Source organism: Flavobacterium sp. DW-iso2, assembly GCF_058725285.1.
Genome location: NZ_JBZXDY010000015.1, coordinates 16,757 through 43,662 on the forward strand (window position 1 = coordinate 16,757; position 26,906 = coordinate 43,662).

Consider the following 26,906-nt stretch of genomic DNA (forward strand, 5'->3'; position numbering starts at 1 on the left):
TTGGGAGCTTTTATTATGAAATAGAAATTACTATTTCTTTTGATCTTTTGCTTTTTGAGCCTCAGCTTGCTCCATAACTTCTTGAAGTTTACGTTGGAACTTACCTTGTTTCTTAGGCTCTTTTTTCTTGTTCTCTTGAATTTGAGCATGAATCTTATCACTATCAATAATATAATTCTTAATTACAAGCATGATTCCTATTGTAATTGTATTCGAAACAAAATAATACAAACTCAACCCAGAAGCATAACTATTAAAGAAAAACAACATCATTAATGGCGAAACATAAATCATGATTTTCATCATTTTTGCCATGTCAGGCATACCTTCCTGTGTAGGAGCAGCCATTTGTTGATCTCCAGTTGTCATTTTCATATAAAAGAAAATAGCTATAGAGGCAAGAATGGGAAACAAACTAATATGACTACCGTATGCCGGAATGTGAAACGGTAACTCATAAATAGAGTCAAAAGAAGATAAATCGTCTGCCCAAAGGAATCCTTTTTGTCTTAAACTTATTGCCGAAGGAAAGAATTGAAATAAAGCATAAAATATCGGGGCTTGCATCAGTCCCGGTATACAACCAGCCATTGGATTCACACCCGCTTTATTGTAAAGCTTCATTGTTTCCTGCTGCTTTTTCATTGGGTCTTTTTTGAATTTTTCCCCAAGTTCATTAATTTCAGGTCTCAATACTTTCATTTTTGCCTGTGACAAAAATGATTTATATGTGATAGGTGACATCGCTAATTTAACTAGCACTGTAAACAATATAATAGCCCAACCGTGTTGAATAAACAAACTTAAGAAACCATACATTGGTATAAAGGCATGACGGTTGATCCATCCAAAAATCCCCCAACCCAAAGCAACAATATCTTCTAAGTTTTTATCATATGATTTCAACAAAGTATAATCAGTTGGCCCGTAGTACCAATTCATTTTTTGATCAATCTCTCCGTTTTTGAACACTAAAGGAATAACTGCCTTGAATTGTTTTGTAAAAACCGTATCAATTTTATCGTCATTAACTAAATTATTTGAAAATAATTCCGCTTTAGACAAAGGCACATCTGAAACTAAAATAGAAGTGAAAAAGTGTTGCTTATAAGCAATATAAGATACATCACTAACCGTTTCTGTCTCGTCATTACCTAATCCTAAATAATTACTTTTCCCATCTTCATGTTCGTAATAAAGTTCAGAATAGCGATTTTCATAGCTAATACTCTTTTCATTTGTGTACGTTTTTAAGTCCCATTCCAGGTTTAAAGGTTTTGAAGTATTCAAGACTTTACTCAATCCTTGCGACTGAATATCAAAGTCTAACATATAATCATCCGCTTTAAGTACATATTTATACTCTAAATATTCAGTAGCGCCCGCTTTTAAACGCATCGATAAAACTTGATCTTCACCGTTTTTTGTCAATGTCGGTTCAAAAAACAAATCTTTTGTATTTAAGGTACGATTATCACTAGTAAGCAACTGAATGTTTAAACTTGCGTTATTATCTTTTACTAATTTTACTAATTCTCCAGATCCTTTTTTAAATCTTTCAAAGTTTTTTAAAGTAGCCTCTACAATATACCCCCCCTTATTAGCAATTTTAAGCGAAACTAATTTATTCTCAATAGTAGTAAAACCTCCTTTAGCTGATGGTAAAGCAGCAGAATAAGCAAAATTTCCAAGCTTTTTTTCTAATTGTGCTAATTGAGTAGAATCGCCGGTAGAAGCGACAGCAACTGTAGCTTCGGCAACCACTTTATCATTTAACTCTTTCGCTTTAGCCTCTTTAACCACCAATTCCTTTTGCGCTTTCTCAGCAGCAATTACTTTAGGATCTGGTTGATTTTGATACATTATCCAAAGTAATATTCCAAAAATCAATACAAAACCAATTATCGAATTCGGGTCAAATTTCTTTTGTTCCATTATTATAAAAATTATTTATGTTTTATTGCTTATCGTTTCCCAATAAACAAAGGTTAGATTCTACTATCGTGTTGAAATACTAAAATTATTTCTTTTTTGCTTTTACAGCAGCGGCTACAAAATTCACAAAAATAGGATGTGGGTTTGCAACGGTACTTTTATATTCCGGATGGTATTGTACACCTATGAAAAAAGGATGATTTTCTAATTCCACGATCTCAACCAATCCTGTATCTGGATTCATTCCAGATGCTTTCAAACCAGCCTTTTCCAACACATCAACATAAGCACTGTTATATTCATAACGATGACGGTGACGTTCAGAAATTGTCGATTCTCCGTAAATTTTATACGCTAATGAGTCCGTCTTGATGTCACATTTCCAAGCTCCAAGACGCATTGTCCCTCCCTTATCAGTTACATTCTTTTGCTCTTCCATTAAATTAACGACTGGATGTTTAGTATCCTCATTCATTTCTGTCGAATTGGCATCAGCATAACCTAAAACATTTCTTGAGTATTCGATAACTGCCATTTGCATTCCCAAACAAATTCCGAAAAACGGAACTTTATTTTCACGTGCATAACGAACCGCTTCTATCTTTCCTTCAATCCCTCTTTCTCCAAAACCTGGGGCCACTAGTATACCATCAAGATCTTTTAATTTATCTTCAATATTTGAGGCATCAATATACTCAGAATGAATTGAAATTATATTTACTTTAGTCTCATTTGAAGCTCCTGCATGAATAAATGATTCTAAAATTGATTTGTAACAATCCTGCATTTCTACATATTTACCAATCAAGCCGATGTTTATAGTATGCTTTGGATTTTTTATTCTGCGTAAAAAGGTGTTCCAATTTTTTAAATCTGGAGCTGCTTTTTTAGGTAAGTCTAATTTCTTTAAAGCAACAACATCAAGACCTTCTTCTAACATCAAATTAGGTACTTCATAAATCGTAGCTGCATCAATAGATTGAATAACTGCTTCTCTTTTAACATTACAAAACAAGGCTAATTTATTGCGAATTTCATCAGAAATTTCATGCTCCGTTCTACAAACTAAGATGTCCGCTTTTATTCCGCTCTCCATTAAAGTTTTCACTGAATGCTGTGTAGGTTTTGTTTTCAACTCTCCTGCAGCGGCTAAATAAGGCACTAAAGTTAAGTGAATAACAATTGCATTATGCTCTCCTAAATCCCAAACCAGTTGACGAACTGATTCTATATAAGGTAAGGATTCAATATCCCCAACTGTTCCTCCAATTTCGGTTATAACAATATCAAAATCACCTGAATTACCAAGGATTTGCATTCTGTCTTTTATTTCATTGGTAATATGAGGAACTACTTGCACCGTTTTTCCAAGGAATTCTCCTCTTCTTTCTTTTTCAATAACTGAAAGATAAATTCTTCCTGTAGTAACATTATTTGCTTGAGAAGTAGGAACATTCAAGAAACGTTCGTAATGTCCTAAATCTAAATCAGTTTCAGCGCCATCATCCGTCACATAACATTCTCCATGTTCATATGGGTTTAAAGTACCCGGATCAACATTTAAATAGGGGTCGAACTTTTGGATAGTCGTCCGATACCCTCGTGCTTGTAACAATTTTGCCAAAGATGCTGCGATTATACCTTTCCCTAAAGAAGAAGTCACACCGCCAGTAACAAAAATATATTTCGTTTGATTCATGCTGTTGTTGTTTGTTTTGTAGTTGTGTCAAAAACTTGGCAAAAATACGATTATAAATTGAGAATATGCTAATTTGAAAATGAGATAATTTGGAAAAATGACAATTGCTTAACAAAACCCATTTTAAACAATAAACCTCACTAATTTCTTAAATTAGTGAGGTTTTGAATACCTTTTTTTAATATTTCTTATTAATTCTTCTAGTCCATTAAGCTTTAACTCATATATAAGTTTTAATTGCTCGCCTAATTCTCCTTTCGGAAACCCTTTGTTGTTATACCATACTACGTAGTACTCAGGTAAATCAATTAAAAACTTCCCTTCATACTTTCCAAAAGGCATTTTCGTATGGGCTAATTTTATAAGTTGTTGTTGATTTTTATCCATAAACATAGTCGTGGGAGATTTGAAGTTAGAAGTGGCAGTTAGAAAATTAAAAACTCTAACGCCTAACCTCTAATCTATTTAATTATTTCCAATTAAAAATGATTCGTTTTTCGATTTCAGTATTTAAACTTAAAAAAACAGGACAAGTCATCGCAGTTTTTTCTAGAATGGTTTGAATTTTTTGATCTGCACTTATGTTCATATCAAAAACAATCTCTATTGCCCCAATTCGCCTTGGCTCCGCGTTCATGATTTTTGTTACTAAAGCTGTCGCTCCAGTAAAATCCACATTCATAACGCGGGCTTTTATCCCCATAACAGTCATCATACAACTTGCTAAAGCATTTGCAACGGTATCGGTAGGCGAAAATGCTTCTCCTTTTCCGTTGTTATCCAAAGGAGCATCTGAAACAATTTCACTTCCTGATTGAACATGTATTGACGATGTTCTTAGGTCTCCTAAGTAGGTTACTTTTGATGTCATTTGTGTTATTATTTGTTATTTTGGTCACATGTAATTCGCATTTGACTTCTATTCGTGCTGCATAACATTTCCGTTATGCTAATGTAATTAGTTTGCTTCTTTTATCGTCATATCTGTATCATAATACAAAATAAAAACACCTTTATTTGTGTACCCGCCATCCTCTTTTTTATAGTATTCAAACTTATTCTCGCCTCGTTTTGTCGCTGCTGAATTTACAGTATCTTCAAAACTTTTATTTTGAACTAATCGAATCATGGTATCAAAAGTCAAATCAAAACCACGAGTAGCATAATCACTTGGGAAAATATTATTTACTTTTCTATATTTCTTTTCAAAAATTGCCGCTTCAGGAGACACATAGTCACTAGTTACCGACGGATACATTAGTTTTAATTTTGTAAGATTTAAATATTTAATTTCATCTGTATCTAATGTTTCATTAGGCTCTAAAATCACCAACTGCACCTGATAAGCTGGCATAGAACTCAACATAGCGGCTATAGTAGTTTTTATCATCCAGGTATTCCCTGTTTCCATTACTACATAATTCAATTTATCCTTGACCAACATACTTTTAAGACTTTCCGCTGATAAACTTCCATTATCTTTAAAGGCAACAAAGGGAACTTCTTTTTGATATTGTTTTATGTATTGTACAATAGATTCTTTTTTCTTGTCTACCACAGCAATAATATTACCATTCTTTGATCGCATATAATCAAACATAGCACCCTTAATTACTTCATTTGTAGGTATCGTTTGGTATAAGTTGCCATACGGATTTCCAACATCTTTTGAAAGTGGAGAAATAACAGGTACATTATTAACACTCAATAACTGCGCTGCTGTTTCTGCATTACTTTGATAAAACGGGCCAATAATAGCATTAGCATTCACAAGATTTCTATTCTGAATTATTGAGACAACTTCAGAACTGTTTTTAGTTTCACGAGAGTCATAAATATCAACATCAATAGGATAACCCAGAGTTTTAGCTGAATCTATAGCAATTAAAGCACCTGCATAAAAATCTAAAGTCATATTTAAAAACTTATCTTTTTTCAAACGTGTAAAAGTAGAATTTATAGTATCACTTTCTATATTTGCCATATTAAAAGGCAAAAGTAAAACCATTCTTTTACGATTACTATAAATGACTTTTTCTGATAATAACTTATATTCTTTTTTATCCTCGATTGAAACAGGCACTTTTGATGGCACTTTTAAAACCATACCAATTTCAACTCCTTCAATGAGTTCTGGATTTAGGGCAATAAGCTCTTCTTGAGTCATCTCAAACATTTTTGACAAGCTGTATAATGTTTCTTTTGGTTTTACCTCATATGAAATATACTCGACAATCGTTAAAGCTTTTTTCAAGTCTTGTTTCTCCTTTTCGCCTTTCGGCTCTGCTTTCACAGTTACTTTTTCTAGAACATTTTCTGTAACTTTTTCTGCTTTTGGAGCCATTCCCTTAATTATCAAACGATATCCAATAGGTAAATTATCAACCACTTCAGGATTGCGTTTCTCCAATTCCTGAATAGAAATACCATATTTTTTAGCTATAGAATATTTTGTTTCCTTTGCCAACACATCATGATAAATAAATTTATCATGATCTACAACAGTATTATTTGGGGTATTTTTTGAAGGAATAGTAAGTGTTTGCCCAATTTGCAGCCCCTCATTTTCAAGAAATGGGTTCGCTCTTTTCAAATCTTCGTCAGAAATCCCATATTTCTTTTCGATTCCATACAATGTCTCTTTTGCGATTACATCATGAGATTGGGATTGCACATTTGTTTTAGTCGGTACACTTAAAATCTGCTTACCTGATTTATTTGGAATCAGCAAGACACTGTTTGGTTTAAGACCACTTTGTGCATCAGGGTTTAATTGGTAAATATCAAATGGTGTAACTTTATATTTTTGTGCTATTTGATAGATTGTTTCTCCTTTCTCCACTTTATGCGTTATCGCTTTTCCTTGTGAAAAAACATTTGCGGTAAATAAGAAAACAGTTATGTAGATTGCAAAAAAATACTTCATCATATTAGGTGTATAAATTATTTGTTCAAAGATAACAAAAACGGTACCAAATTTTAATGAAAAAATTGGTACCGTTTATATAAAGACTATTAAAAATTAAAATTTTTAATGTAAAATATCAATGTGACTTATTCCCATTCAATTGTTGCAGGCGGTTTTGAACTAATGTCATATACCACTCTATTCACTCCTTTAACTTTATTGATAATATCATTCGATACTTTCATTAGGAAATCATAAGGTAAATGTACCCAGTCAGCCGTCATACCATCTGTAGACTCAACAGCTCGAAGCGCAACTACTTTTTCATAAGTACGCTCGTCTCCCATTACCCCTACACTATTTACAGGAAGAAGGATCGCTCCAGCTTGCCATACTTTGTCATACAGCCCCCAAGATTTCAATCCATCAATAAAGACTTTATCTACATCTTGTAAAATTTGTACTTTCTCAGGAGTAATATCTCCCAAAATACGAATTGATAATCCAGGTCCAGGAAAAGGATGTCTTCCTAATAACTCAGGATCAATTCCTAATGAAGCCCCAACTCTGCGTACTTCATCTTTAAAAAGCATACGAAGCGGTTCTACAATTTTTAATTTCATATAATCAGGCAAACCACCTACATTATGATGCGATTTAATTGTAGCTGAAGGTCCTTTGACAGAAACCGACTCAATTACATCAGGATATATGGTTCCTTGTGCTAACCATTTTACGTCTTCAATTAAATGAGATTCATCATCAAAAACTTCTATAAATACTCGACCGATAATTTTACGTTTGGTTTCCGGATCACTTACTCCTGCCAATTCTGACAAGAAACGATCTCCAGCATCTACTCCTTTAACGTTTAATCCCATTCCTTTGTATTGATCCAATACACTTTGGTACTCGTTTTTACGAAGTAAACCATTATTCACAAAAACACAATATAGGTTTTCGCCAATAGCTTGATGCAATAAGACCGCTGCCACAGTAGAATCTACTCCACCAGAAAGTCCTAAAACCACTTTGTCATTTCCAACTTTCTCTTTCAATTCCGCCACCATCTCTTCTACAAAAGCATTTGGAGTGAAATTTTGAGGAACTTCAGCGATTTTTACTAAAAAGTTCTCTAACATCTTTGAACCATCGGTTGAATGAAAAACTTCTGGATGGTATTGAATAGCATAGGTAGTTTCACCTTCAATTTTGTAAGCAGCAAATTCCACATCATGTGTACTTGCCAACTTCACACCGTTTTTAGGCAAAGCTTTAATACTATCGCTATGACTCATCCAAACTTGGCTATTCTCTGAAACACCTTCAAAGAAAACTTCATTCTCTTTAATATAAGATAAATTAGCTCTACCATATTCTCTCGTATTTGAAGCCGCTACTTCCCCACCGCTAAAGTGAGCTAAGTATTGCGCTCCGTAACATACGGCAAGCATAGGTAATTTACCTCTAATTTGAGATAAATCTGGATGTGGCGCATCTTCTCCTCTAACAGAAAAAGGGCTTCCTCCAAGAATTACGGCTTTATAACTTGATAAATCACTCGGAAAATGATTGTATGGGAAAATTTCGCAGAATATATTTAATTCGCGAACTCTACGCGCAATAAGCTGAGTATATTGCGATCCGAAATCTAAAATAAGTACGTTGTGTTGCATGCGCAAAAATACTTTTTATATTCGGAATTGAAAAATTGAATTTTGAAAAATATCTATTTATTTTTTCGACTACTATTCTATCACATTTTTTATGTCCAAAAAAAATAACTTTTGACCTATAATCTTAAAACAGGCTATTCCTATTTTGATCCAAAATTAGTATGCTTTTAAAGTAGTATCTTTGCAATTAAAAAGTAAAACTACATTTTAAAATAAACTTCTAAATTTATAAAAGATGAAAATAAAATCATTTATCGTTATCACCCTTTTGGCCCTATTTGTATTTTCATGCAGTGTAGTTGACAAGTTATTGACTTTTACCGTTTCAAATCAAACTGAGTTCACAATTGCCAGTAATTTTCCGCTTAATATTGTAAGTGGTATAGCAACACCTGACGTTCCTACTAACTCAAGTAAAGAATTTGAAAACAACAATACTAAAGCTAATCTAGTAAAAGATGTTAAATTAAAAGAATTAAAACTAAGTATAACAGATCCAAACGATAAAACTTTTAGCTTTTTAAAATCAATCCACATCTATATTTCAACAGATGCTAATGATGAAATAGAGTTAGCATATTTAGATAATATTAGCGCTACAACAAATACAATATTACTTACACCAACTTCGCAAAAACTAGACAAATATATCAAGGCTTCAAGTTACAAATTGCGAGCAGAAGCAGTCATCAAAGAAACATTGACTACAGATATTACAGTAAAAGCAGATATGAAGTTCAGTGTAACCGCGGATCCTTTTTAGTTCGAAGAAGACAATTTTTATTCTTTTATAAATGTAAAATTAGATTTGACTCCTGTGTCAAAATTATTCCACAAGTCAGACAGCAGTAAATTTCCTTCTTTATCATAAATATAAAAAGCTCCTGTATTTCCTCCCAACGACCCACGGTTTAAAGCTTCTAGCTCTAAATAATTAAGACCCTCTTGGAGTTCTATTTTGATGTCTTTGAAACTTGATTCTAAGTATAAATTATTTGCTAAAACAGTACCCTTATAATTGTGAATAACGGTAGCTTTAATCAAATCTCCATCAATTGCACCATAGTCTCTTACTCGAATCGTTAAAGATTTTGACTTTGTACGAATGATTCCAAAATCCAAGTCTTTTAGGTTTAAATAAGAAGTATTCTCTTTTAATCCATTATTGACTAATGATTTTTCAATATTCTTATTCATTTTATCTCTCACTTCATCACCTGGATTAATAAAATCATTGGTTTGAATCATAGAAATAGGATCAGGATCACCAATTTTAAAATTAGTACTCTGAAATTTGACTTCAGGCTTTTTTAAAATATTAGGAGCAACAATATCTGGTGGAGCAACTGGCGCAGGAATCGCTTTTTTAGTTTTAATGCTTGTATCCAAAGGTGGAATCGCTTTAAACTTAGAACTAAACTCAGTTTGAGAATAGCCATTTATTGCAAAACACATCATAATAACCAATAAAACCTGTTTCATATTATACCCCTTTGTTTTTAAACACTCTCAATATCAAGTTGCGGCAAATATACCAAGCTTTCTAATTAGAAAACAAAACCTCGAACGAACATTAGAAAAAATTTAACCCTATTTAACTGAAAGACATCCTACATTAATAGTTCAATCCATATTCTTTATTAAAAACCACATTTATTGCTTATCGACAATTATTGTCGCCTTGTATCCTTCTCCAATGTTCCATTGACTCGAAGAAATAAGCTTTCCTTTATCGTCATAAACCTGAAATTCTGCAGTATTAGGTGCGGCAAAACCTTCATTTAATGCCTCAAAATCAATTGTATTAATCCCTTTTTCGAGTTTCAGTTCAAACCCTTTAAAGTCTCCATCCAGTAAAACTTCATATTCTACGACCTTATAATTTACATAAATCCTAATTCTATCGCCATCAACATAGGCGCCATCACGATATCTGACCCTTGCCGTTTTAGAATTTGTTTTAAAAATCCCTAAATCTTGGTTTCTTTTATACACTTCTGATGCAACAATAACATCATTCTTTGGTACTCTAAAATTATTTTCTGCTATACCAGCAGGAACATAAGGTACAACTCGAGGTGGATCCGGAATTTGCGGAACTATTGGTTTAATTTTCAAATCCTTACTTTTAGGAGGAATCGCTTTAAACTTACCTTTAAATCCTTCCTGAGCATAACAATTGATATTCGTCCCTAAAATGAAAACAAAGAAGAGAATTCGAACAATTCCGTTTGTATATTTATAAATCATCTGTACATTTTTTTAAAAAATAAAAAACCAATAGTATATAAAAAAATAAAAATGGCGTAGTTTAATCTCCTACTATAACTTTAAATATTCAAAAATAGTATACTGTAGCGTTTATAATATGATAAATCCCAACCAGCAAAATCAAACCTTTTTTTATAAAATCAGTATTTTTTATTTTATTATTTTTTATAAATTGCAAAAAATATACCAAAGTTTATAATCGAATCACATTCCTAAAATAACAAACTAAAAAAACGCAATAAAATGAAAAGAGAAAACATATTAACAGGTTCTCCTTGGGAAGACAAAATGGGTTATTGTCGTGCTGTACGAATTGGAAACATCATTGAAGTATCAGGAACGGTGGCTATTGTGGATGGGGTAAAAGTAAAATCTGACGATGCTTACGCTCAAACACTTAACATCCTTGAAAGAGTAGAAAAAGTACTTGAAGATTTAAATGCGAGCATGAAAGATGTTATTCGTACCCGAATTTTCACTACTGACATCACTTCATTTGAGGCAGTTGCTACAGCACATGCTCAATTTTTTAAGGATATAAAACCTACTACGGGTTTCTATGAAATTAGCAAATTAGTAGCTCCTGAATATCTCGTGGAAATTGAATTTACTGCTGTACTTTCTGAAAAATAAAATAGTTCGGAAGGATTGTAATACTTTAGCCAAAAATTGCTTGGGTAATCCCACTATTAACAAGAATGAATTCAGAAAAAATAAAAAAAAATATAGTAGTTGCTCTCAAGTGGATTTCCATTTGTGTTTTGATAGGCTTTTTGTCAGGCTCAGCATCCGCCTTTTTATTAGTGACGCTGGAATGGGCAGCACAATATAGAGAACAGCACAACTGGATTATTTGGCTCTTGCCAATTGGTGGCTTATTGATTGGATTAGGATATCACTATTACGGTCAAGAAGCTATAAAAGGCAATAATTTACTATTAGAAGAATACGAAACGCCAAAAAAGACGATTCCTTTAATAATGGCTCCGTTAGTGCTTATCGGCACGATAATCACTCATTTATTTGGTGGGTCAGCCGGTCGTGAAGGAACGGCGGTGCAGATGGGTGGTGCAATAGCTGATCAATTTACCGATCTATTTAAACTCGATAATTCAGAAAGAAAAACACTTATTATTTTAGGAATCAGTGCCGGGTTTGCTTCCGTTTTTGGGACACCGTTAGCAGGGGCTTTATTTGCTTTAGAGGTTTTATATTTCAGTAAAATCAATTACAAAAGCATTGTTTTATCCTTTATAGTAGCCTTTATAGCTTACTACACAGTCGAGTTTTGGGCAGTAAAACACACCCATTATTCCATTCCTATCGTTCCTAGTTTTACTTTAACGCTATTGCTTTGGATTATTCCTATTAGTGTTTTGTTTGGTTTGGCAGCCATGCTTTTTTCAAGAAGCATCCATTTTTGGGGTACTTTATTTTCGAAAACAATACAATATCCCCCACTACGTCCATTTGTTGGAGGGATTATATTTGCATTTGCTATGTATTTCATCGGAACTACAAAATACCAAGGCTTAGGAGTTCCTATTATTGTTGAGTCTTTCTCGAATCCAAGTGAATATTATGACTTTCTACTCAAAATATTGTTTACTGGTTTTACATTAGGTGCTGGTTTTAAAGGGGGCGAAGTTACCCCGTTATTTTTTATTGGCGCCACATTAGGAAGTGCCTTATCCATTTTTGTCCCAATGCCTATAGCACTTTTGGCAGGAATGGGATTTGTGGCTGTATTTTCAGGGGCTACACACACACCTATTGCCTGCACCGTTATGGGAATGGAACTCTTTGGAATAGAAAGCGGATTATTTATTGGGCTTGCTTGTTTTATAGCTTATTTGGCATCGGGATCAGTAGGTATTTACCAATCACAAATAGTAAAAGGGCCTAAGCATCTTTTATACCAAAAGTTTAAAAGAAGAAGATTAGACAATTTTTGATCTAAAAAACAACGTTAATTTCTAAATATTTTCAACATTACATTAAAAAAATGTAAATTCGCACACTATGAAAATACAAGACATTCAAGCGATACAGTTGTTATTAGCAACACCAAAAAAAATTGCAATTATTCCACATAGAGGTCCTGACGGGGATGCTATGGGTTCTACCTTAGGATTATATCACTTTTTATTGAAAAATAATCATGAGCCTATCGTGATTGCTCCAAATGAATTTCCGGATTTCCTCGCTTGGCTTCCAGGCTCAGAAACCGTTAAAATATTCGAAAAAGACAAAGAAAACTGTACTAAAATACTAGAAGCTGTAGACCTTATTTTTACGTTAGACTTCAATGCTTTGCACCGCGTGGGTGGCGATATGGAAACTGTTTTAGCCGCGATGAAGGCGCCATTTATCATGATTGATCATCATCAAAAACCAGACGATTATGCTGCTTACACGTATTCAGACACCTCTTTTGGTTCCACTTGCGAAATGCTTTACAACTTCATTTCCTTTCTTGGTAAAAAAGAAGACATCGACAAGATTATAGGAACCTGTATTTATACTGGAATCCTGACTGATTCCGGTTCTTTTCGATTCCCAGGCACTACAGGAAACACGCATAGAATTGTTGCCGAATTAATTGATTTAGGTGTTGAAAATACTAAAATACCCACTTTGCTTTTTGAAAATAGTTCGTATAGCAGATTGCAATTATTGGGTAGAGCGCTTCAAAACTTGAAAGTAATATCAGAACATCAAACAAGCTATACTACGCTTACACAGGATGAATTAAATACCTTTGGTTATGTGAAAGGCGATACTGAAGGCATCGTAAACTATGGTTTGAGCATAAAAGGAATTATTTTTACTGCCATTTTTATCGAAAACAAAGACGAAAAAATAATCAAAATATCTTTTCGTTCACAAGGAGACTTTGATGTCAATCAATTTGCAAGAGATCATTTTCAAGGTGGAGGACATCGCAATGCTGCTGGAGGAAAATCAGAAGTATCAATGGAAGAAACTGTACGCAAATTTGACGAATTAATAACAAAACTAACGATATAACCCATCATGAAATTTAGTCCTATTGTCGTAATTATCTTATTTTTATCACTTATGGTTTCCAGTTGCAAACAGCACCAGGAAGCACGAAGACCTATTTCACAAACTTCAGGGAGTTTCATGAAAAAATCAGTGGTAAGAAATAAAAAATTAGTGGCTGGTGAAGAAGATCAGATCAAAAAACTGATGAAAAGCAATCCAGAAGTGAATTATATTGCCTCTTCAAAAGGCTATTGGTATTCCTATGACACTCAAAATGAAATAGACACGCTAACTCCAAAAAAAGGAGATGTGGTGTTCTTTGACTATGAAATAAAAGATCTTAACGGTGCTATCATATATTCTGAATTAGAATTAAGACCACAAACCTATTATGTCGACAAACAAGAAATAATGATGGGATTAAGAGACGGTATTAAACTAATGCATAAAAACGAGAAAGTTAATTTTCTTTTTCCATCGCATATGGGATTTGGCTATCATGGAGACAATAAAAGAATAGGTGTAAACCAACCTTTGATTTGCACCGTGACCCTGCATGATTTTAAACCAGAAGCCGTATATAAAAAACAAATAGTACCCAAATCAACCCCTATTAATCCTGCTGTAAAAACAGTAACGACAGACAGTACCCAACCAGTACCGGCTCCAATAAAAAAAACAATCCCAACTCCGATAAAACAAAAAGACACTTTAAAACAGTAAGTTAACCACTATCATTATGAAAAAAAGAATCTTATTCGTATTACTCACAATCGCCACATTGTTTTCCTGCAATGAGGAAAACAGCAACCTTCCAGATGGTTTATATGCCAAAATACAAACTAACAAAGGTGATATAATAGTAGCTTTAGATTATAATAAAGCACCTATAACGGTCGCTAATTTTGTTACTTTGGCCGAAGGTAAAAATGATTTTGTCACTAATAACAACCTGAAAGCTAAACCCTTTTATGATGGATTAAGATTCCATAGAGTGATTAAAGATTTCATGATACAAACAGGAGATCCATTAGGTACAGGTTCAGGTGATGCTGGGTATAAATTTAAAGATGAAATTACTGATATGCGCTTTGGTGCAGGTGGCGTTTTGGCAATGGCAAATAACGGCCCAGCCACTAACAGCAGTCAGTTTTTCATTACACACGTTGCAACCCCATGGTTAGACGGCAAACATACTATTTTTGGACATGTAGTCGATAAAGGGATGGATGTCGTAAACTTGATTGAGCAAAGTGATTTAGTTAATAAAGTTACAATTATCCGAAAAGGAGAAGCCGCAAAAAAATTTAATGCAGAGAAAACTTTTTATGACTACTTCTCTGTGGAATCTGAAAAGCAAAAGCAAAAACTGGCTTTAGAAGAACAAAGTAAAAAAAAATACGATGAGAAATATAAAGATGTCCGTGAAGACAAGGTAAAATATTTTAATGCTTTAAGAAGCAAAGCTACAAAAACATCTACAGGACTAAAATATGTAATTACAACCAAAGCAGCTGGCAAAAAACCAGCAAAAGGCACAACAGTATATATTCATTATGCAGGTTTTCTAGAAGATGGTCATCTTTTTGATACAAGTATAGAAAATGTTGCTCAAACCTACGGGAAATTTGACCCTGATAGAGCTGCTCAAAATGGATATCAACCAATTCCATTTCAAGCTGGAAAAAAGGATGGGTTGATTCCTGGATTCATTGAAGGATTAGAAAAATTATCTTTTGGTGACAAAGCAATTTTGTTCATACCATCACACCTAGCATATGGCGCTGGCGGTGCAGGAGATGTAATTCCTCCCAATGCAAATATTGTTTTTGAAATAGAATTATTGGAAACAATGCCTCAATAATCGAATAGAAATATATAATTAGTCCTTAAATAAATATAAAATGAAACTTAAATTTTTATTTTTAGTATGCATCGGAATGTTAAATGCGCAGGCTCAGACCACAAAAAAAACTATCCCTGTTAAGAAATCTAGCACAACCGTTAAGACTGTAGTAAAAACTCCAGTTATTGAAGGTATTTTTGCCACTTTTTCAACAACAAAAGGCGACATCACAACTCAGTTAGAATACGAAAAAACACCTATTACAGTTGCCAATTTTATTTCGCTTGTTGAAGGAAAAAACACTCTTGTGACTGACGATAAACTAAAAGGAAAATCTTTTTATGATGGATTAAAATTTCATCGTGTAATCCCGAACTTCATGATTCAAGGAGGCGATCCTACAGGAAGTGGAGCTGGCAGTACTGGCTATGCTTTCAAAGATGAATTTACTGATCTGAAGTTTGACAAAGGTGGCATTTTGGCTATGGCTAACTCAGGCCCAGCCACTAACTCAAGTCAATTCTTTATAACTCATAAAGATACACCATGGCTAAATGGCAAGCATACCATTTTTGGACATGTAACTGAGGGTATGAATGTCGTGAATGCAATCGCTCAAGGTGATGTGATTACTAAGATCACTATTACACGCAAAGGTACTCTTGCAAAAAAGTTTGATGCTCCAAAAGTATTTTCTGAATATTTTCTAAACAAAGAAGAAGAGGCTAAAAAACAAGCTTTAATTGAAGCAGAAAGTAAGAAAGCCTCTATTGAAAAATACGCACCGGTAATTGCTTCAAAAAAGGCATATTTTGCAACTGTAAAAGCAACTGCGACGACAACTCCTTCCGGACTGACTTACAAAATAGTTCAAAAAGGAACAGATGTAAAACCAATTGATGGTAGCACTTTCTATTTTCACTATGCCGGTTATTTTGAAGATGGAAATTTATTTGACAGCAGCTATGAAGACGTAAATAAATCGTACGGTAAATACGATGAAAATAGAGCTGCACAAAACGGATATCAAGCCTTTCCTTTTCAGGCTGGGAAAAAAGACGGTATGATTCCTGGATTTTTAGAAGGATTAAGCCTAATGTCTTATGGAGACAAAGCGGTATTATTTATTCCTTCTAATTTGGCTTATGGAGCACAAGGCGCTGGTGGTGTTATACCGCCAAATACAACGCTAATTTTTGAATTGGAGATGTTCGAAAAACCGACAGGTCCAAAACAATAAAAAAAGACTATAAGAGAGATTTTAAAAACATAAACCCGATACATTTTTAGATGTATCGGGTTTTTATCATTTAATGGGTTTCTTTAACTATTATTTACTCTTAAACTTCCAATCAAATTCATCTTTCTGATTGATGATAGCTCCCACTTCAACTTTTACAACCTCATCAAATTCTGTTTGAAAGATAATCCAATTGTCTTCGTTAAAATAGTTTTCGAAAGTATCAAATTCTTCCTGAGTAAATTTAGCTACTCCTTTTGCAACCAATTCTTTTTTGACTTCACTAATTTTTCTATTAATCACTTTATGTCCAAACAACTCCAAGTTTGGATTAGAAGCTACCATATAACCTAGTCTAAAGTCTTCCTCTTTGTAGAATGTCAAACGGATTTTGAGAGTGTTGTAAGCAAAAATGACGTTATCATCTTCGTCTTTATAGTTTCTATCCGGCTTACCGTATATTGCAGTAACATCCTTTTGTTTCATCCCGAAAATGAGTTGATCAATTCCGTTTTTTAAGTTTATTTTCATCTGATTCTATTTTACCGCAAAGTTCGCAAAGTTTTTGGCAAATTGCGCTATGTTTTATTTTTTTATCATTTTCAATGTCTTCTTAATAGTAGCAATTCTTGCGAGGTCTACATGCTTGTAACCATTTTGCAATTCATTGCTTTTTCCCTATCTTTATGAGACTATAAACATTTAGCTTAATCTAATTCCCAACATCCTGAATTCAAAGCAGCTTAATCACTGCTAGAAACATTGCTAACACCAACCTCTCAGAAGAACATTCGAAAGATTGGATTCACAGGACAGCACGATTTTTTGTGTCAAACATTAAATTATTCGAAAATGGATTTCATAAAAGTAGCATCGCTTTCTGAACTTCCAGAAGGCAGCAGTAAAATAGTAAAAGTAAAAAATTCAAAAGTGGCTCTGTTTCATTTCAACGGAAAAATAACGGCTATTGGTAATGCCTGTTTACATAAAGGAGGTCCGCTAGGCTTAGGATGTATTGAAAAGAAATACGATGGTACTTACGTAACCTGTCCTTGGCATGGCTGGGAATATAATATCCAAACGGGTACAGCACCGCCAGGATACAAAGACCAGCAGGCAGTTTATGAAATAAAAATAAAGGGAGATGCGGTTCTAATAAGCGAAGAACCCATAATTAAAGCCAAAAAAGCAACACACGATTTAAGTGCCTTGGACGATTTAATTCATCTAAAATACCAGACCACGGCAACTTCTATAAACATATTAGGAATCTCAACCACCAATATGAATGATGATCTGGTACGGTTCAGCACATCCGAAAATGCGCTTGAAAAAGCCTTGGCGTATGCAACTGAAAAATATGGAGCCGAAACAAAAATGATAAAGCTAAGGCAATTGAACTTTCGGCATTGCGAAGGCTATTATTCTCAGCATATGAATGCTTGTACCTGGCCCTGTAGTGTGACTGAAATGGATGTCAAAGATGGCATGACGCAGGTCTATCGCGACATGGTATTGTGGGCTGATGTAGTTTTGGTGGCTACTCCCATTCGCTGGGGAAATGCTTCTTCTTTATACTACAAAATGGCAGAAAGATTGAATACGGTGCAAAATCAAATTACTCTCAAGAAAAAAATATTAATACAAAACAAAGTCGCAGCTTTCATTATCACTGGAGGCCAAGACAATATCCAAGCTGTCGCAGGTCAATTAATGGTGTTTTTTACTGATTTGGGATTTGTCTTTCCTCCATTCAGTTTCTTGGGTTGGAGCAGAGGATGGACAGCGGAAGACATGGACAAGAATGTCCTACAATTTAAAAAGAGTGAGTATATAAAGCGCACTACCAAAGAAATGATAGATAACTGTGTCGAAACTCTATCTCAAATAAAAAAAAGAGATCTTTTCAAAATAATCGCTCCAAAACCACATCGACAAGATTCTCTATCCGCAGATATTGACAATCCAGAGATGAATATTTAGAGTTAGACGCCAGTACTACTCTAAAAAAATTGTTTAAAAAAGCTGTTTTTCATGGCTGCTAATTCAGCTACTGAGACTTGCTGCCCCCAATACTAAAAACAGACTTCCAGCTATTACATAATATGCTACATCAACGGACGAAACGTTATTTTTGTTTAACTTAGCCTTCAAAAAAACAAATACAACATCCCCAATTTTCTCGTAACTGCTGGCATACCCATAAAACGATCCGTTCGGATCTTAAGGATTACTAAAATTCAGTTAGAACAAATGATTTATATATGAAACTCCCCATTCAAGATAAAAAATTTATTTTACTACTTTCAGCCGTAACAATCGTTATCATTTTAGAAATTTTATCTATTATTGGTATACACATCCCTATGCCTTACGGCCCTTTTATTTTCGCCGTATTTATCATCGGTATTGGTCACGCCGTTTTGATAAATGGTATAAAAGCGATTTTTAAACTTAAATTCAGCAGCATCAATTTACTAATGACAATTGCTGTTGTAGCGGCCTTTTATTTGGGAGAATACCCTGAAGCGGCAGTTGTTATTGTACTCTATGTTTTGGGCGAACGGCTTGAAGATATAGGTCTTGAGAACTCAAAATCGGCATTAGACCAATTAGTAAACATAGCCCCAAAAACCGCTTTTGTCAAATCAGAAAATAAAAATGTTCCCGTAAACAAAGTTGCTGTAGGCACTATCATTCAAGTGAAACCCGGTGAAATGATTCCGCTAGACGGAAAAATAGTATCAGGAGAAACAACCGTTGATGAAGCGGCTATTACTGGAGAACCCATGCCGAAAGACAAGCATCCAGGCGATATTTTATTTGCAGGAACACTTAACAAAAATGGTTTTGTCGAAATGGAAACCACAACACTTTCTATAGATACCACCTTCGCAAAAATAATTCGTCTGACTTTTGAAGCAGCTGCATCTAGAAGTGACACCCAGAAATTCATTCAACGTTTTTCTAAATTCTATACGCCTACTATAATCGCGATGGCAGTTTTGGTCTTTGCAATACCAGTATTTATACTAAACTTAGACTTTGACCTTTGGTTGAAACAAGCCATTACGCTCTTAGTGATTGCCTGCCCCTGCGCACTTGTAATCTCTACACCCGTTGCCATCTACGCTGCTATAGGAAATGCTTCCGCAAAAGGAGCCCTGGTAAAAGGTGGGAAATACATCGAGGCCATGGCTCAGATAAAAGCGATTGCCTTAGACAAAACGAGAACCATCACTTATGGAACTCCAATCGTTTCCGATGTTTTTCCGCTAAATGGAACCAGCCGTGAAGAGCTTTTATCCTGTACCGCCGGAACAGAACTTTTCTCTGAACATCCATTGGCGCAAGCCATTGTCACAGCAAGCAAAGCGGAGGGTTTTGAACCGCATAAAGCCGAAGGTTTTAAAAGCATCATGGGAAAAGGGGCAATTGCACGATGTTTAGTTTGTGAGGATGAAACTGTTTTTGTGGGTAAACTTGACTTCATTAGAGAATATCACGAAGTAACTGAAGAAGCTGAAAAAATTGTCGAACAATTAGCTTCAGAAGGCAAAACAAGCGTTGTCGTTAGTTTTGGTCAAGGTGTCGCCGGTATTATAGGTTTGACTGATGCTATAAAACCCGATAGCATTACCGCCATAAAACAATTACAAGCGCTTAATATTGAGTTAATAATGCTAACAGGAGACAGCGAAAAAGCAGCTCATTTTGTGGCCAATACCGTCGGTATCAAAAAAGTATTTGGGGGCTTACTTCCGGAAAACAAATCGGATAAAATGGCGGCTCTTTTAAAAGAATATGGTAACGTGGCCATGGTTGGAGACGGCATAAACGATGCACCAGCTCTGGCATTAAGTACCGTGGGAATTGCAATGGGAGCTGCCGGAAGCGATACGGCCATTGAAACAGCCAATATTGCCCTGATGAACGACAAACTTTCCCTTATCCCGTTTCTAATTCGTCTCAGCAAAAAAACCCTCTTAAGAATAAAAATCAATACTATAGGAGCCATCGCCGTGAAAGTAATTTTTATCACATTGGCCTTTCTGGGATACAGCAATTTGGTTTTCGCGATTGCTGCAGATGTAGGAGTTACTTTGGTTGTGATTTTATTGAGTCTGAACTTGATGAAATTTGAAAACAAATAAAGACCAACTATCACCTTAATTTATATATATAACGACCTTCTATTTCTAGTGCAAAACATTAACTAAAGGCTACTAAAAATTACGAACTAATTTTCAGCACTTCAAATTCACAATTTTATTCCATTCAGATCTTTTTTGTGTGGTATTTCACTCTAAAAAAAATAATTTTGAGATAATAAATTGGATATAATTCACTAACTTTCATAATGATAAGCAAGCGAACTTCTCTTTATCAAGCTTTTTAGAAATCAAATTAAAATGTTAGTCCATGAAAATATCATTTGAAAAAAAAGTCTTTATTGGGTTTGTCATAAATGTTCTGGTAGTCATTGCTTCTGGATGGATTTTCATTTCCCGACTTAACAAGCAAAGAGATAAAACAATGGATTCGATATTGGATTGGGTAGAGGTTGCTTTATTTGCGCTATCCATCATTTTATTAATTGTTGTCTACTTTATTATTAATTCGCAATTAAAAGCTAAGCAGACATCTCAAAAATTACTATTCGACAACAGGCAATTACTTCAGTCAATTATTGACAATACATCCAATCCCATTTTTATAAAAAGAATAAACGGCGAATATCTTTTGATTAACAAACAATTTGGGGATCTATTTAAAATATCGAATGATGAAATCATAGGAAAAACAGACTATGATTTTTTACCAGAAAGTGTTGCTGAAGCCTACAGAAACTCAGACATTGAGGTCGTAAAAAAACTACGCGAATTAAAGACCGAAGAAACCATCCAGCAAAAAGATGGCAAGCATACTTACATAGCTGTAAAATTCCCTTTGTATGACTCAACGGGTAGGATTTACGCGATTGGAGGAATATCTACTGATATTACCGAAAGAAAGAAGATGGAAGAATCCTTAGTTGCATCAGACAAGTTCTTTACTATGTCTGCAGAAATGATGATTATTGCTTCATCAACACACTTTGTTAAAGTAAATCCGGCCACTATCAAAATACTAGGCTATTCTGAAGAAGAACTATTAAGCCAGCCTTTTCTAAACTTTGTCTATAAAGAAGACAAAACGAATACAGAAGGGGAAGTTGTTAAACTAGAAACTGGAGCAACTACAAAACAGTTTAAAAACAGATATATAGGTAAAGACGGATCTATCAAATGGATTCAGTGGTCTACTTTCCCTGATGTAAAAACGGGTTTATTGTATGCCGTTGCAAGTGATGTAACGCAATTAGTCGAAAATGAAAAATCATTAAATGCAGCTGATAATTTTTTCAATATCTCACTAGACATTATGATTATTGCTTCAAGGGAAAAATTTGAAAAAATAAATCCTACAATGGTTAAAACATTAGGATACTCAGAAGAGGAGCTATTAAAACATCCCTTTCTCGATTTTGTACATCCAGATGATAAAGAAAGCACTCAAAAGGAAATTGAAACGATTCGAGATGGGTCTCAAATACTTGAGTTTAAAAACCGATGGATCTGTAAAGACGGTTCATTTAAATGGCTCATTTGGTCTGCCATTGCTGATCCAAAAACGAGATTAATGTATGCCGTTGCACGCGACATTACAACACTTGTACAATTAGAAAAAGAACAACAACAAGCAATTGATGAGCTCTATGAAAATGAGGAAAAATTGCGACTGATTCTTGAGAATATAAGTGAAGGCGTTATCGTGGCAGATTCTCAAAAAAAGGTAATCATGGCAAATTATATTGCAAATGAAATGTTTGGAATTGAAGAAGATGATCTTATATCAGCTAACATTTCAGATCATTTTGAGCTTTATTTCCCTGATGAAAAAACAATTTTTCCTTCTCAAAACTTACCTATGGAACGAGCATTAAACGGAGAAGTTACAAATGATATTGACATTGTGCTTTGGGACTCTGACAAACGTGAAAAAAAACGAGTTCTTATTAGCGGGAGACCATTAATCGACCTAGACAATAATGTAGTTGCAGCGGTAGTTACCATAAAAGATATCAGTAAATACAAACACTTAGAGGAAGAATTAAAAAAAACAGAAACAAAATACCGACAACTAATAGGTTTTAGAAAAACAGAGGATAAAAAAGAGGAAATAAAAGAAGACGGCAAAGAAAAAGAATCGAAGCTTGGAGATTAGTTCAATTCCTTTACAATACCAACAAGGCGCTGCTTAACATTGCTAAACCATTCCTCTCTAAGAATGCTTAAAATAATAGTATCACGTCGTATGTCGCTATTATAAGTTGGCATGTGATTTCGCAATATGCCTTCTTCAATGCAGCCGATACTTTTCATCGCGGCAATACTTCTTTTATTATCATTATCAGCTCTAAACTCGACACGTTCCATTCCAAGTGTTTCAAAAGCAAATTGTAATAATAAAAGTTTACAGTGCTTGTTTAATCCTGTTCCTCGAAAAGCTGCACCGTACCAAGTATACCCTAATTGCAGTGTTTTATGAGCAAAATTAATATCATAAAAACGAGTGCTACCAGCATACTTACCAGATTTTTTATCGAAAACAATAAACGGAAACTCTATTTTTCTTTCTTTTGCAGCTAATGCTATCTGAATGTACTTCTCTAAATTCTCTTTTCCGTTTGCACGTACTAAAGAATAACACCAAGTATCAGGCTCGTTAATTGAAAAATCTAATAAATTATTAAAATCACTTTCTAGAAGTGGACGAAGTAAAACCGCTTCATTTTCAAGAATTAAGTCAGGGAAAGGATCCAAATTCATTTGCTAAGTATCAGAAATTAGTATTTTGGTAGTTTTTACTTCAATTCTATATTATGCGTTATATTTATAAAATAGAACTACTCTGGCGCATACATTTCATCGTAGCGCATAGGAACTTGTGGGTCATACAATGGACATTTATATTCTTCCATAATATTCACTAATTGATCCATTGTTTTCCCTTCGGTACCATAGCAATCAATCTGTATACTTTGTGGCGTTGTTAGTACTTGAAAAGCTCCTGGTCCACTATTGTTTTTCCAACTATTCTCATCTACCTTTTCCCATTTTGAAAATACAGAAGCAATTCTATTCAAAATTACCTGAACAGGAAGTTCTTCTAGGCCTTCAATTGCAGTTTCTTCATCGAGTGCTTCATACACTTCTTGATGGTTTAAGTAAACCTCCTCTAAATATTTCCAAAAAATTAATTCGTACATATCATTGTGTTTTTTAGCCCCGATGGAAACGGCATCCTGTTGTGGTCTCGTCTATTTACGAGACCACAACAGATATAGTGAACAGCGGGATTAGCTCCTAATTATATTAATATTCGAAAGTTCCGTATTCGCTGCTGATTGTCAATTTTTTAGTATCTGCTGCTTCTACCCTTCCTACGATTTGTGCATCGACATTGAATGATTTTGAAATAGCGATAATATCCTGAGCAACTGCTTCAGGAACATATATTTCCATACGGTGGCCACAGTTAAAAACTTGGTACATTTCTTTCCAATCTGTTTTAGACTGTTCTTGTATCAATTTAAATAAAGGAGGAACCGGGAATAAATTATCTTTAATGATGTGCAGGTTATCTACGAAATGGAGAATTTTTGTTTGCGCTCCTCCACTGCAATGTACCATACCATGAATGGCAGCAGCGTCGTATTTATCTAAAATATTCTTGATAATAGGTGCATAAGTTCGCGTTGGTGAAAGTACTAACTGTCCTGCATCGATAGGAGAATTCTCTACGGAATCAGTCAATTTCACTTGTCCTGAATAAATTAAGTCTTCGGGTACCGCCGCATCAAAACTTTCTGGGTATTTGGTAGCCAAATATTTCCCAAATACATCATGACGAGCAGAAGTTAATCCATTACTTCCCATTCCGCCATTATAGCTTTTTTCGTAAGATGCCTGACCAAAAGAAGCCAAACCTACAATCACATCCCCTGCTTTGATATTAGCATTGTCTATGACTTTAGAACGTTTCATTCTTGCCGTGACAGTAGAATCCACGATTATAGTGCGAACGATATCTCCCACATCAGCAGTTTCTCCACCGGTGGAATGAATGGTTACTCCAAAAGAATCCAACTCTTTAATTAATTCTTCTGTTCCATTGATAATAGCAGAAATTACATCAGCAGTGATAAGGTTTTTGTTTCTACCAATAGTAGAAGACAACAAAATATTATCAGTCGCTCCCACACACAATAAATCATCAATATTCATGATTAAAGCATCTTGAGCAATCCCTTTCCAAACGGAAATATCCCCTGTTTCTTTCCAATACATATACGCTAGAGACGATTTAGTTCCTGCTCCATCTGCATGCATTATCAAACAATATTCGTCGTCTTGAGTAAGGTAATCCGGCACAATTTTACAAAATGCTTGAGGAAACAAACCTTTATCAATGTTTTTTATGGCGTTATGCACATCTTCTTTGGATGCCGAAACACCGCGAAGTGCATATCGTTTACTAGTATCTGAGCTCATGTAGTGTAGTTGTGTAAGCTGCTTTGAAGCAACTGGGTTGTGCGGCAAAGATAATTATTTTTTTTGGGTTTTGACTATTGGCCGGAAGTAAGTATTTAATGTAAATCTTTCGATTCTATTAGAATAATGGATAAAAAAATGCCTGCCCAAAATGGACAGGCATCATCTGAATTAACAATTTAACAATTTATTATTTCCAATCTGGCATCGACCCAATAGGTATCACAACGGTGCGCGTTAGTGAATTATTGATGCTTATTTTTTGAATACTTTTTACAGATATCCCATCATTAGAAGTACTTGTAAAAATAACTTCAGCTTCATTTGGCGAAAACCTCGCATCCAAGTCATTATAGCCATTTACCTTTTGATTGTTCAGTTGTGTAGAAGTATTTGTCAAATGATTGTAGAGAATTATTTGGGAATCAAGTCTTCTATAATTTGCGTCTTGGTACCCTGAGACATCTCTCGTATACACAATTTTTTGATTATCCGTTGAAAAATCCAATCCACTAACAGCTCCATTTAACCCAGAAAGAACTGAATATAGCACTGTTCCCGATGTATCAATTACATATATCTCTACATTATATCCTGCTAAATCATTCACTTTAACTGCTATTTGAGTGCCATCCTGACTCCAGTCACATTCAGAAATAAATTTGCCGTTAGGAGTCTGAAACAGCTGTACTACCCCTCCTCCATTAGCATTAATGCGATATAATTTATCAAAATTCGGATAGATTAATTGGCTTCCATTTGCACTCCAACTATAACTGACGTTCTCCATATTAAATCCGGCAATTGGAACTGAATTAGTCACTTTAAATACGTTTGAACCATCAGGATCCATCGTATAAATTTGATTTTGAGAACCATCAGAGCTGATATAGGCAATTTTATTGATTTGAAGATTTTTTCTCGGTCGGTAACTATTCACTTCGGATGGAGAAAGTTGCAATTCATTCCCTGCATCATCAGCGGTAAAAATTACATTATTATTATTAACTTTTTTGACAAACAAGTATCTAGGATTAGGAAAAGCTAAAGTCGTAAATGAATTTGTCACGCTATTAACTGGTAAATTAATCCCATCTGAAGCAGACACTTGCCAATAATATTTAGTACTATAACTTAATCCTGATATATCTAAAGTTGGTGTTTTAATATCAGTATAGGTAATTACTGCATCGGTAGTTCCATTCCTAAGTGTTACCGAATAGGTCAAAGGATCTACCTCATTATCTGTTGCCGTCCAAGTCAAATTTAATGCTAATGCTTGATTTTTTACATTATCAATTGGTGAGGTTAAAACAGGAATTCCCGGTGGTTTGTTATTAGCAGTAGCAATCTCTAATTCAAATACTATCTGAGTTGTGTTACCTATTGTAACGACAACTGGTTCAAATTTATCCGTATATCCATCTTTTTTTGCCTGAAAAGAATACTTTCCAACTGCAACTTTATCATAAGTAAAATAACCATCTTTATCTGAAAAGAAAGTGCTTGAAGTTGGAGTTGTTGAAATCCTAGCATTTTCTATTGGCTCAAATGTCCCCGCTTTTACGACTCTCCCTTTTACGACTCCAAACCCTCCGTCAAGACTTATTGGTTCTTCAGTACAAGAAGCTAAAAGAACAAAACACATTAAAATTTGTATGGCTGTTTTTTTCATTTGAAGTTGTTTTATTTTTATTAAACATCAGATTTATTTACTATTACTGA

23 protein-coding genes are annotated in these 26,906 nt (G+C 34.4%); 10 read left to right on the forward strand and 13 right to left on the reverse strand.

Going from position 1 to position 26,906, the window contains the following annotated elements; genetic code table 11:
* Nucleotides 1-30 precede the first annotated feature (30 nt).
* The 6 genes from yidC to guaA all read right to left on the reverse strand — a co-directional run bounded on the left by yidC (nt 31) and on the right by guaA (nt 8,218).
* The gene (yidC, locus tag AC4PRO_RS11310) at nt 31-1,935 is read right to left on the reverse strand and encodes a membrane protein insertase YidC (protein WP_492117418.1); all 1,905 of its coding nucleotides are present in this window, start codon (nt 1,933-1,935) and stop codon (nt 31-33) included.
* A gap of 85 nt (nt 1,936-2,020) precedes the next feature.
* Nucleotides 2,021-3,634: a CTP synthase gene (gene pyrG / locus AC4PRO_RS11315; RefSeq protein ID WP_492117419.1), complete on the reverse strand. Its 1,614-nt coding sequence runs from the start codon at nt 3,632-3,634 to the stop codon at nt 2,021-2,023.
* Between the two features lie 153 nt (nt 3,635-3,787).
* The gene (locus AC4PRO_RS11320) at nt 3,788-4,021 is read right to left on the reverse strand and encodes a DUF3820 family protein (protein WP_492117457.1); all 234 of its coding nucleotides are present in this window, start codon (nt 4,019-4,021) and stop codon (nt 3,788-3,790) included.
* An 82-nt stretch (nt 4,022-4,103) separates the two neighbouring features.
* The gene (locus AC4PRO_RS11325) at nt 4,104-4,505 is read right to left on the reverse strand and encodes an OsmC family protein (protein ID WP_074722954.1); all 402 of its coding nucleotides are present in this window, start codon (nt 4,503-4,505) and stop codon (nt 4,104-4,106) included.
* A gap of 87 nt (nt 4,506-4,592) precedes the next feature.
* Nucleotides 4,593-6,560, reverse strand: coding sequence for an amino acid ABC transporter substrate-binding protein (locus AC4PRO_RS11330; RefSeq protein WP_492117458.1), 1,968 nt, complete (start codon nt 6,558-6,560; stop codon nt 4,593-4,595).
* Between the two features lie 128 nt (nt 6,561-6,688).
* Complete coding sequence (gene guaA, locus AC4PRO_RS11335; protein WP_074722955.1) at nt 6,689-8,218, reverse strand: glutamine-hydrolyzing GMP synthase; 1,530 nt, start codon at nt 8,216-8,218, stop codon at nt 6,689-6,691.
* Between the two features lie 235 nt (nt 8,219-8,453).
* Here guaA and AC4PRO_RS11340 point away from each other — a divergent pair, with 235 nt between their 5' ends.
* Nucleotides 8,454-8,981 carry a hypothetical protein gene (locus tag AC4PRO_RS11340; RefSeq protein ID WP_492117420.1) on the forward strand — a complete coding sequence of 176 codons (528 nt, stop codon included), beginning with the start codon at nt 8,454-8,456 and terminating at the stop codon, nt 8,979-8,981.
* A gap of 17 nt (nt 8,982-8,998) precedes the next feature.
* Here the strand turns inward: AC4PRO_RS11340 and AC4PRO_RS11345 are convergent, their stop codons facing one another.
* Together AC4PRO_RS11345 and AC4PRO_RS11350 are read right to left on the reverse strand one after the other, a co-directional pair.
* Nucleotides 8,999-9,700, reverse strand: a complete 702-nt coding sequence (locus tag AC4PRO_RS11345) for a hypothetical protein (RefSeq protein ID WP_074722957.1) — start codon at nt 9,698-9,700, stop codon at nt 8,999-9,001.
* Nucleotides 9,701-9,871: 171 nt separating this feature from the next.
* Complete coding sequence (locus AC4PRO_RS11350) at nt 9,872-10,468, reverse strand: hypothetical protein (RefSeq protein WP_492117421.1); 597 nt, start codon at nt 10,466-10,468, stop codon at nt 9,872-9,874.
* Between the two features lie 264 nt (nt 10,469-10,732).
* Between AC4PRO_RS11350 and AC4PRO_RS11355 the strand changes: the two genes are divergently transcribed.
* The 6 genes from AC4PRO_RS11355 (at nt 10,733) to AC4PRO_RS11380 (ending at nt 16,584) form a co-directional block, all read left to right on the forward strand.
* Nucleotides 10,733-11,122, forward strand: coding sequence for a RidA family protein (locus AC4PRO_RS11355; protein WP_492117422.1), 390 nt, complete (start codon nt 10,733-10,735; stop codon nt 11,120-11,122).
* A gap of 65 nt (nt 11,123-11,187) precedes the next feature.
* Entirely contained in the window at nt 11,188-12,444 is a 1,257-nt protein-coding gene (locus tag AC4PRO_RS11360) for a voltage-gated chloride channel family protein (RefSeq protein ID WP_492117423.1), read from the forward strand.
* 67 nt (nt 12,445-12,511) lie between these two features.
* On the forward strand, nt 12,512-13,519 hold the full coding sequence (locus AC4PRO_RS11365; RefSeq protein WP_492117424.1) for a DHH family phosphoesterase: 1,008 nt from the start codon (nt 12,512-12,514) through the stop codon (nt 13,517-13,519).
* A gap of 6 nt (nt 13,520-13,525) precedes the next feature.
* The gene (gene gldI, locus AC4PRO_RS11370) at nt 13,526-14,221 is read left to right on the forward strand and encodes a gliding motility-associated peptidyl-prolyl isomerase GldI (RefSeq protein ID WP_492117425.1); all 696 of its coding nucleotides are present in this window, start codon (nt 13,526-13,528) and stop codon (nt 14,219-14,221) included.
* A gap of 16 nt (nt 14,222-14,237) precedes the next feature.
* Nucleotides 14,238-15,362 (forward strand): peptidylprolyl isomerase, encoded by a 1,125-nt coding sequence (locus tag AC4PRO_RS11375; RefSeq protein WP_492117426.1) that lies wholly within the window; start codon nt 14,238-14,240, stop codon nt 15,360-15,362.
* Nucleotides 15,363-15,402: 40 nt separating this feature from the next.
* Entirely contained in the window at nt 15,403-16,584 is a 1,182-nt protein-coding gene (locus AC4PRO_RS11380; protein ID WP_492117427.1) for a peptidylprolyl isomerase, read from the forward strand.
* A 90-nt stretch (nt 16,585-16,674) separates the two neighbouring features.
* On the opposite strand, the gene AC4PRO_RS11385 is transcribed toward AC4PRO_RS11380, so the two are convergent.
* On the reverse strand, nt 16,675-17,115 hold the full coding sequence (locus AC4PRO_RS11385; protein WP_074722965.1) for a hypothetical protein: 441 nt from the start codon (nt 17,113-17,115) through the stop codon (nt 16,675-16,677).
* 321 nt (nt 17,116-17,436) lie between these two features.
* On the opposite strand from AC4PRO_RS11385, the gene AC4PRO_RS11390 reads away from it, so the two are divergent.
* The 3 genes from AC4PRO_RS11390 (at nt 17,437) to AC4PRO_RS11400 (ending at nt 22,851) form a co-directional block, all read left to right on the forward strand.
* Nucleotides 17,437-18,567: a Rieske 2Fe-2S domain-containing protein gene (locus AC4PRO_RS11390; RefSeq protein WP_492117428.1), complete on the forward strand. Its 1,131-nt coding sequence runs from the start codon at nt 17,437-17,439 to the stop codon at nt 18,565-18,567.
* A 281-nt stretch (nt 18,568-18,848) separates the two neighbouring features.
* On the forward strand, nt 18,849-20,738 hold the full coding sequence (locus AC4PRO_RS11395) for a heavy metal translocating P-type ATPase (protein WP_492117429.1): 1,890 nt from the start codon (nt 18,849-18,851) through the stop codon (nt 20,736-20,738).
* Nucleotides 20,739-21,006: 268 nt separating this feature from the next.
* Nucleotides 21,007-22,851, forward strand: coding sequence for a PAS domain-containing protein (locus AC4PRO_RS11400; protein ID WP_492117430.1), 1,845 nt, complete (start codon nt 21,007-21,009; stop codon nt 22,849-22,851).
* On the opposite strand, the gene AC4PRO_RS11405 is transcribed toward AC4PRO_RS11400, so the two are convergent.
* From AC4PRO_RS11405 to AC4PRO_RS11420, 4 genes are all read right to left on the reverse strand, one after another.
* Nucleotides 22,848-23,456: a GNAT family N-acetyltransferase gene (locus AC4PRO_RS11405; protein ID WP_492117431.1), complete on the reverse strand. Its 609-nt coding sequence runs from the start codon at nt 23,454-23,456 to the stop codon at nt 22,848-22,850. The genes AC4PRO_RS11400 and AC4PRO_RS11405 overlap by 4 nt on opposite strands.
* A gap of 77 nt (nt 23,457-23,533) precedes the next feature.
* The gene (locus AC4PRO_RS11410) at nt 23,534-23,896 is read right to left on the reverse strand and encodes a hypothetical protein (protein WP_074722970.1); all 363 of its coding nucleotides are present in this window, start codon (nt 23,894-23,896) and stop codon (nt 23,534-23,536) included.
* Between the two features lie 106 nt (nt 23,897-24,002).
* Entirely contained in the window at nt 24,003-25,181 is a 1,179-nt protein-coding gene (locus AC4PRO_RS11415) for an AIR synthase related protein (protein WP_074722971.1), read from the reverse strand.
* Nucleotides 25,182-25,371: 190 nt separating this feature from the next.
* Complete coding sequence (locus AC4PRO_RS11420) at nt 25,372-26,856, reverse strand: carboxypeptidase regulatory-like domain-containing protein (RefSeq protein ID WP_492117432.1); 1,485 nt, start codon at nt 26,854-26,856, stop codon at nt 25,372-25,374.
* Nucleotides 26,857-26,906: the final 50 nt, after the last annotated feature.

Excerpts from the sequence above, each read along its gene's own strand:
- AC4PRO_RS11420 (WP_492117432.1), bottom strand. The coding sequence starts at position 26,856 with ATGAAAAAAACAGCCATACAAATTTTAATGTGTTTTGTTCTTTTAGCT.
- guaA (WP_074722955.1), bottom strand. The coding sequence starts at position 8,218 with ATGCAACACAACGTACTTATTTTAGATTTCGGATCGCAATATACTCAG.
- AC4PRO_RS11350 (WP_492117421.1), bottom strand. The coding sequence starts at position 10,468 with ATGATTTATAAATATACAAACGGAATTGTTCGAATTCTCTTCTTTGTT.
- AC4PRO_RS11355 (WP_492117422.1), top strand. The coding sequence starts at position 10,733 with ATGAAAAGAGAAAACATATTAACAGGTTCTCCTTGGGAAGACAAAATG.
- AC4PRO_RS11410 (WP_074722970.1), bottom strand. The coding sequence starts at position 23,896 with ATGTACGAATTAATTTTTTGGAAATATTTAGAGGAGGTTTACTTAAAC.
- AC4PRO_RS11320 (WP_492117457.1), bottom strand. The coding sequence starts at position 4,021 with ATGGATAAAAATCAACAACAACTTATAAAATTAGCCCATACGAAAATG.
- yidC (WP_492117418.1), bottom strand. The coding sequence starts at position 1,935 with ATGGAACAAAAGAAATTTGACCCGAATTCGATAATTGGTTTTGTATTG.
- pyrG (WP_492117419.1), bottom strand. The coding sequence starts at position 3,634 with ATGAATCAAACGAAATATATTTTTGTTACTGGCGGTGTGACTTCTTCT.
- AC4PRO_RS11325 (WP_074722954.1), bottom strand. The coding sequence starts at position 4,505 with ATGACATCAAAAGTAACCTACTTAGGAGACCTAAGAACATCGTCAATA.
- AC4PRO_RS11395 (WP_492117429.1), top strand. The coding sequence starts at position 18,849 with ATGAAACTCCCCATTCAAGATAAAAAATTTATTTTACTACTTTCAGCC.
- AC4PRO_RS11390 (WP_492117428.1), top strand. The coding sequence starts at position 17,437 with ATGGATTTCATAAAAGTAGCATCGCTTTCTGAACTTCCAGAAGGCAGC.
- AC4PRO_RS11385 (WP_074722965.1), bottom strand. The coding sequence starts at position 17,115 with ATGAAAATAAACTTAAAAAACGGAATTGATCAACTCATTTTCGGGATG.
- AC4PRO_RS11375 (WP_492117426.1), top strand. The coding sequence starts at position 14,238 with ATGAAAAAAAGAATCTTATTCGTATTACTCACAATCGCCACATTGTTT.
- AC4PRO_RS11380 (WP_492117427.1), top strand. The coding sequence starts at position 15,403 with ATGAAACTTAAATTTTTATTTTTAGTATGCATCGGAATGTTAAATGCG.
- AC4PRO_RS11405 (WP_492117431.1), bottom strand. The coding sequence starts at position 23,456 with ATGAATTTGGATCCTTTCCCTGACTTAATTCTTGAAAATGAAGCGGTT.
- gldI (WP_492117425.1), top strand. The coding sequence starts at position 13,526 with ATGAAATTTAGTCCTATTGTCGTAATTATCTTATTTTTATCACTTATG.
- AC4PRO_RS11330 (WP_492117458.1), bottom strand. The coding sequence starts at position 6,560 with ATGAAGTATTTTTTTGCAATCTACATAACTGTTTTCTTATTTACCGCA.
- AC4PRO_RS11345 (WP_074722957.1), bottom strand. The coding sequence starts at position 9,700 with ATGAAACAGGTTTTATTGGTTATTATGATGTGTTTTGCAATAAATGGC.
- AC4PRO_RS11340 (WP_492117420.1), top strand. The coding sequence starts at position 8,454 with ATGAAAATAAAATCATTTATCGTTATCACCCTTTTGGCCCTATTTGTA.
- AC4PRO_RS11360 (WP_492117423.1), top strand. The coding sequence starts at position 11,188 with ATGAATTCAGAAAAAATAAAAAAAAATATAGTAGTTGCTCTCAAGTGG.
- AC4PRO_RS11400 (WP_492117430.1), top strand. The coding sequence starts at position 21,007 with ATGAAAATATCATTTGAAAAAAAAGTCTTTATTGGGTTTGTCATAAAT.
- AC4PRO_RS11365 (WP_492117424.1), top strand. The coding sequence starts at position 12,512 with ATGAAAATACAAGACATTCAAGCGATACAGTTGTTATTAGCAACACCA.
- AC4PRO_RS11415 (WP_074722971.1), bottom strand. The coding sequence starts at position 25,181 with ATGAGCTCAGATACTAGTAAACGATATGCACTTCGCGGTGTTTCGGCA.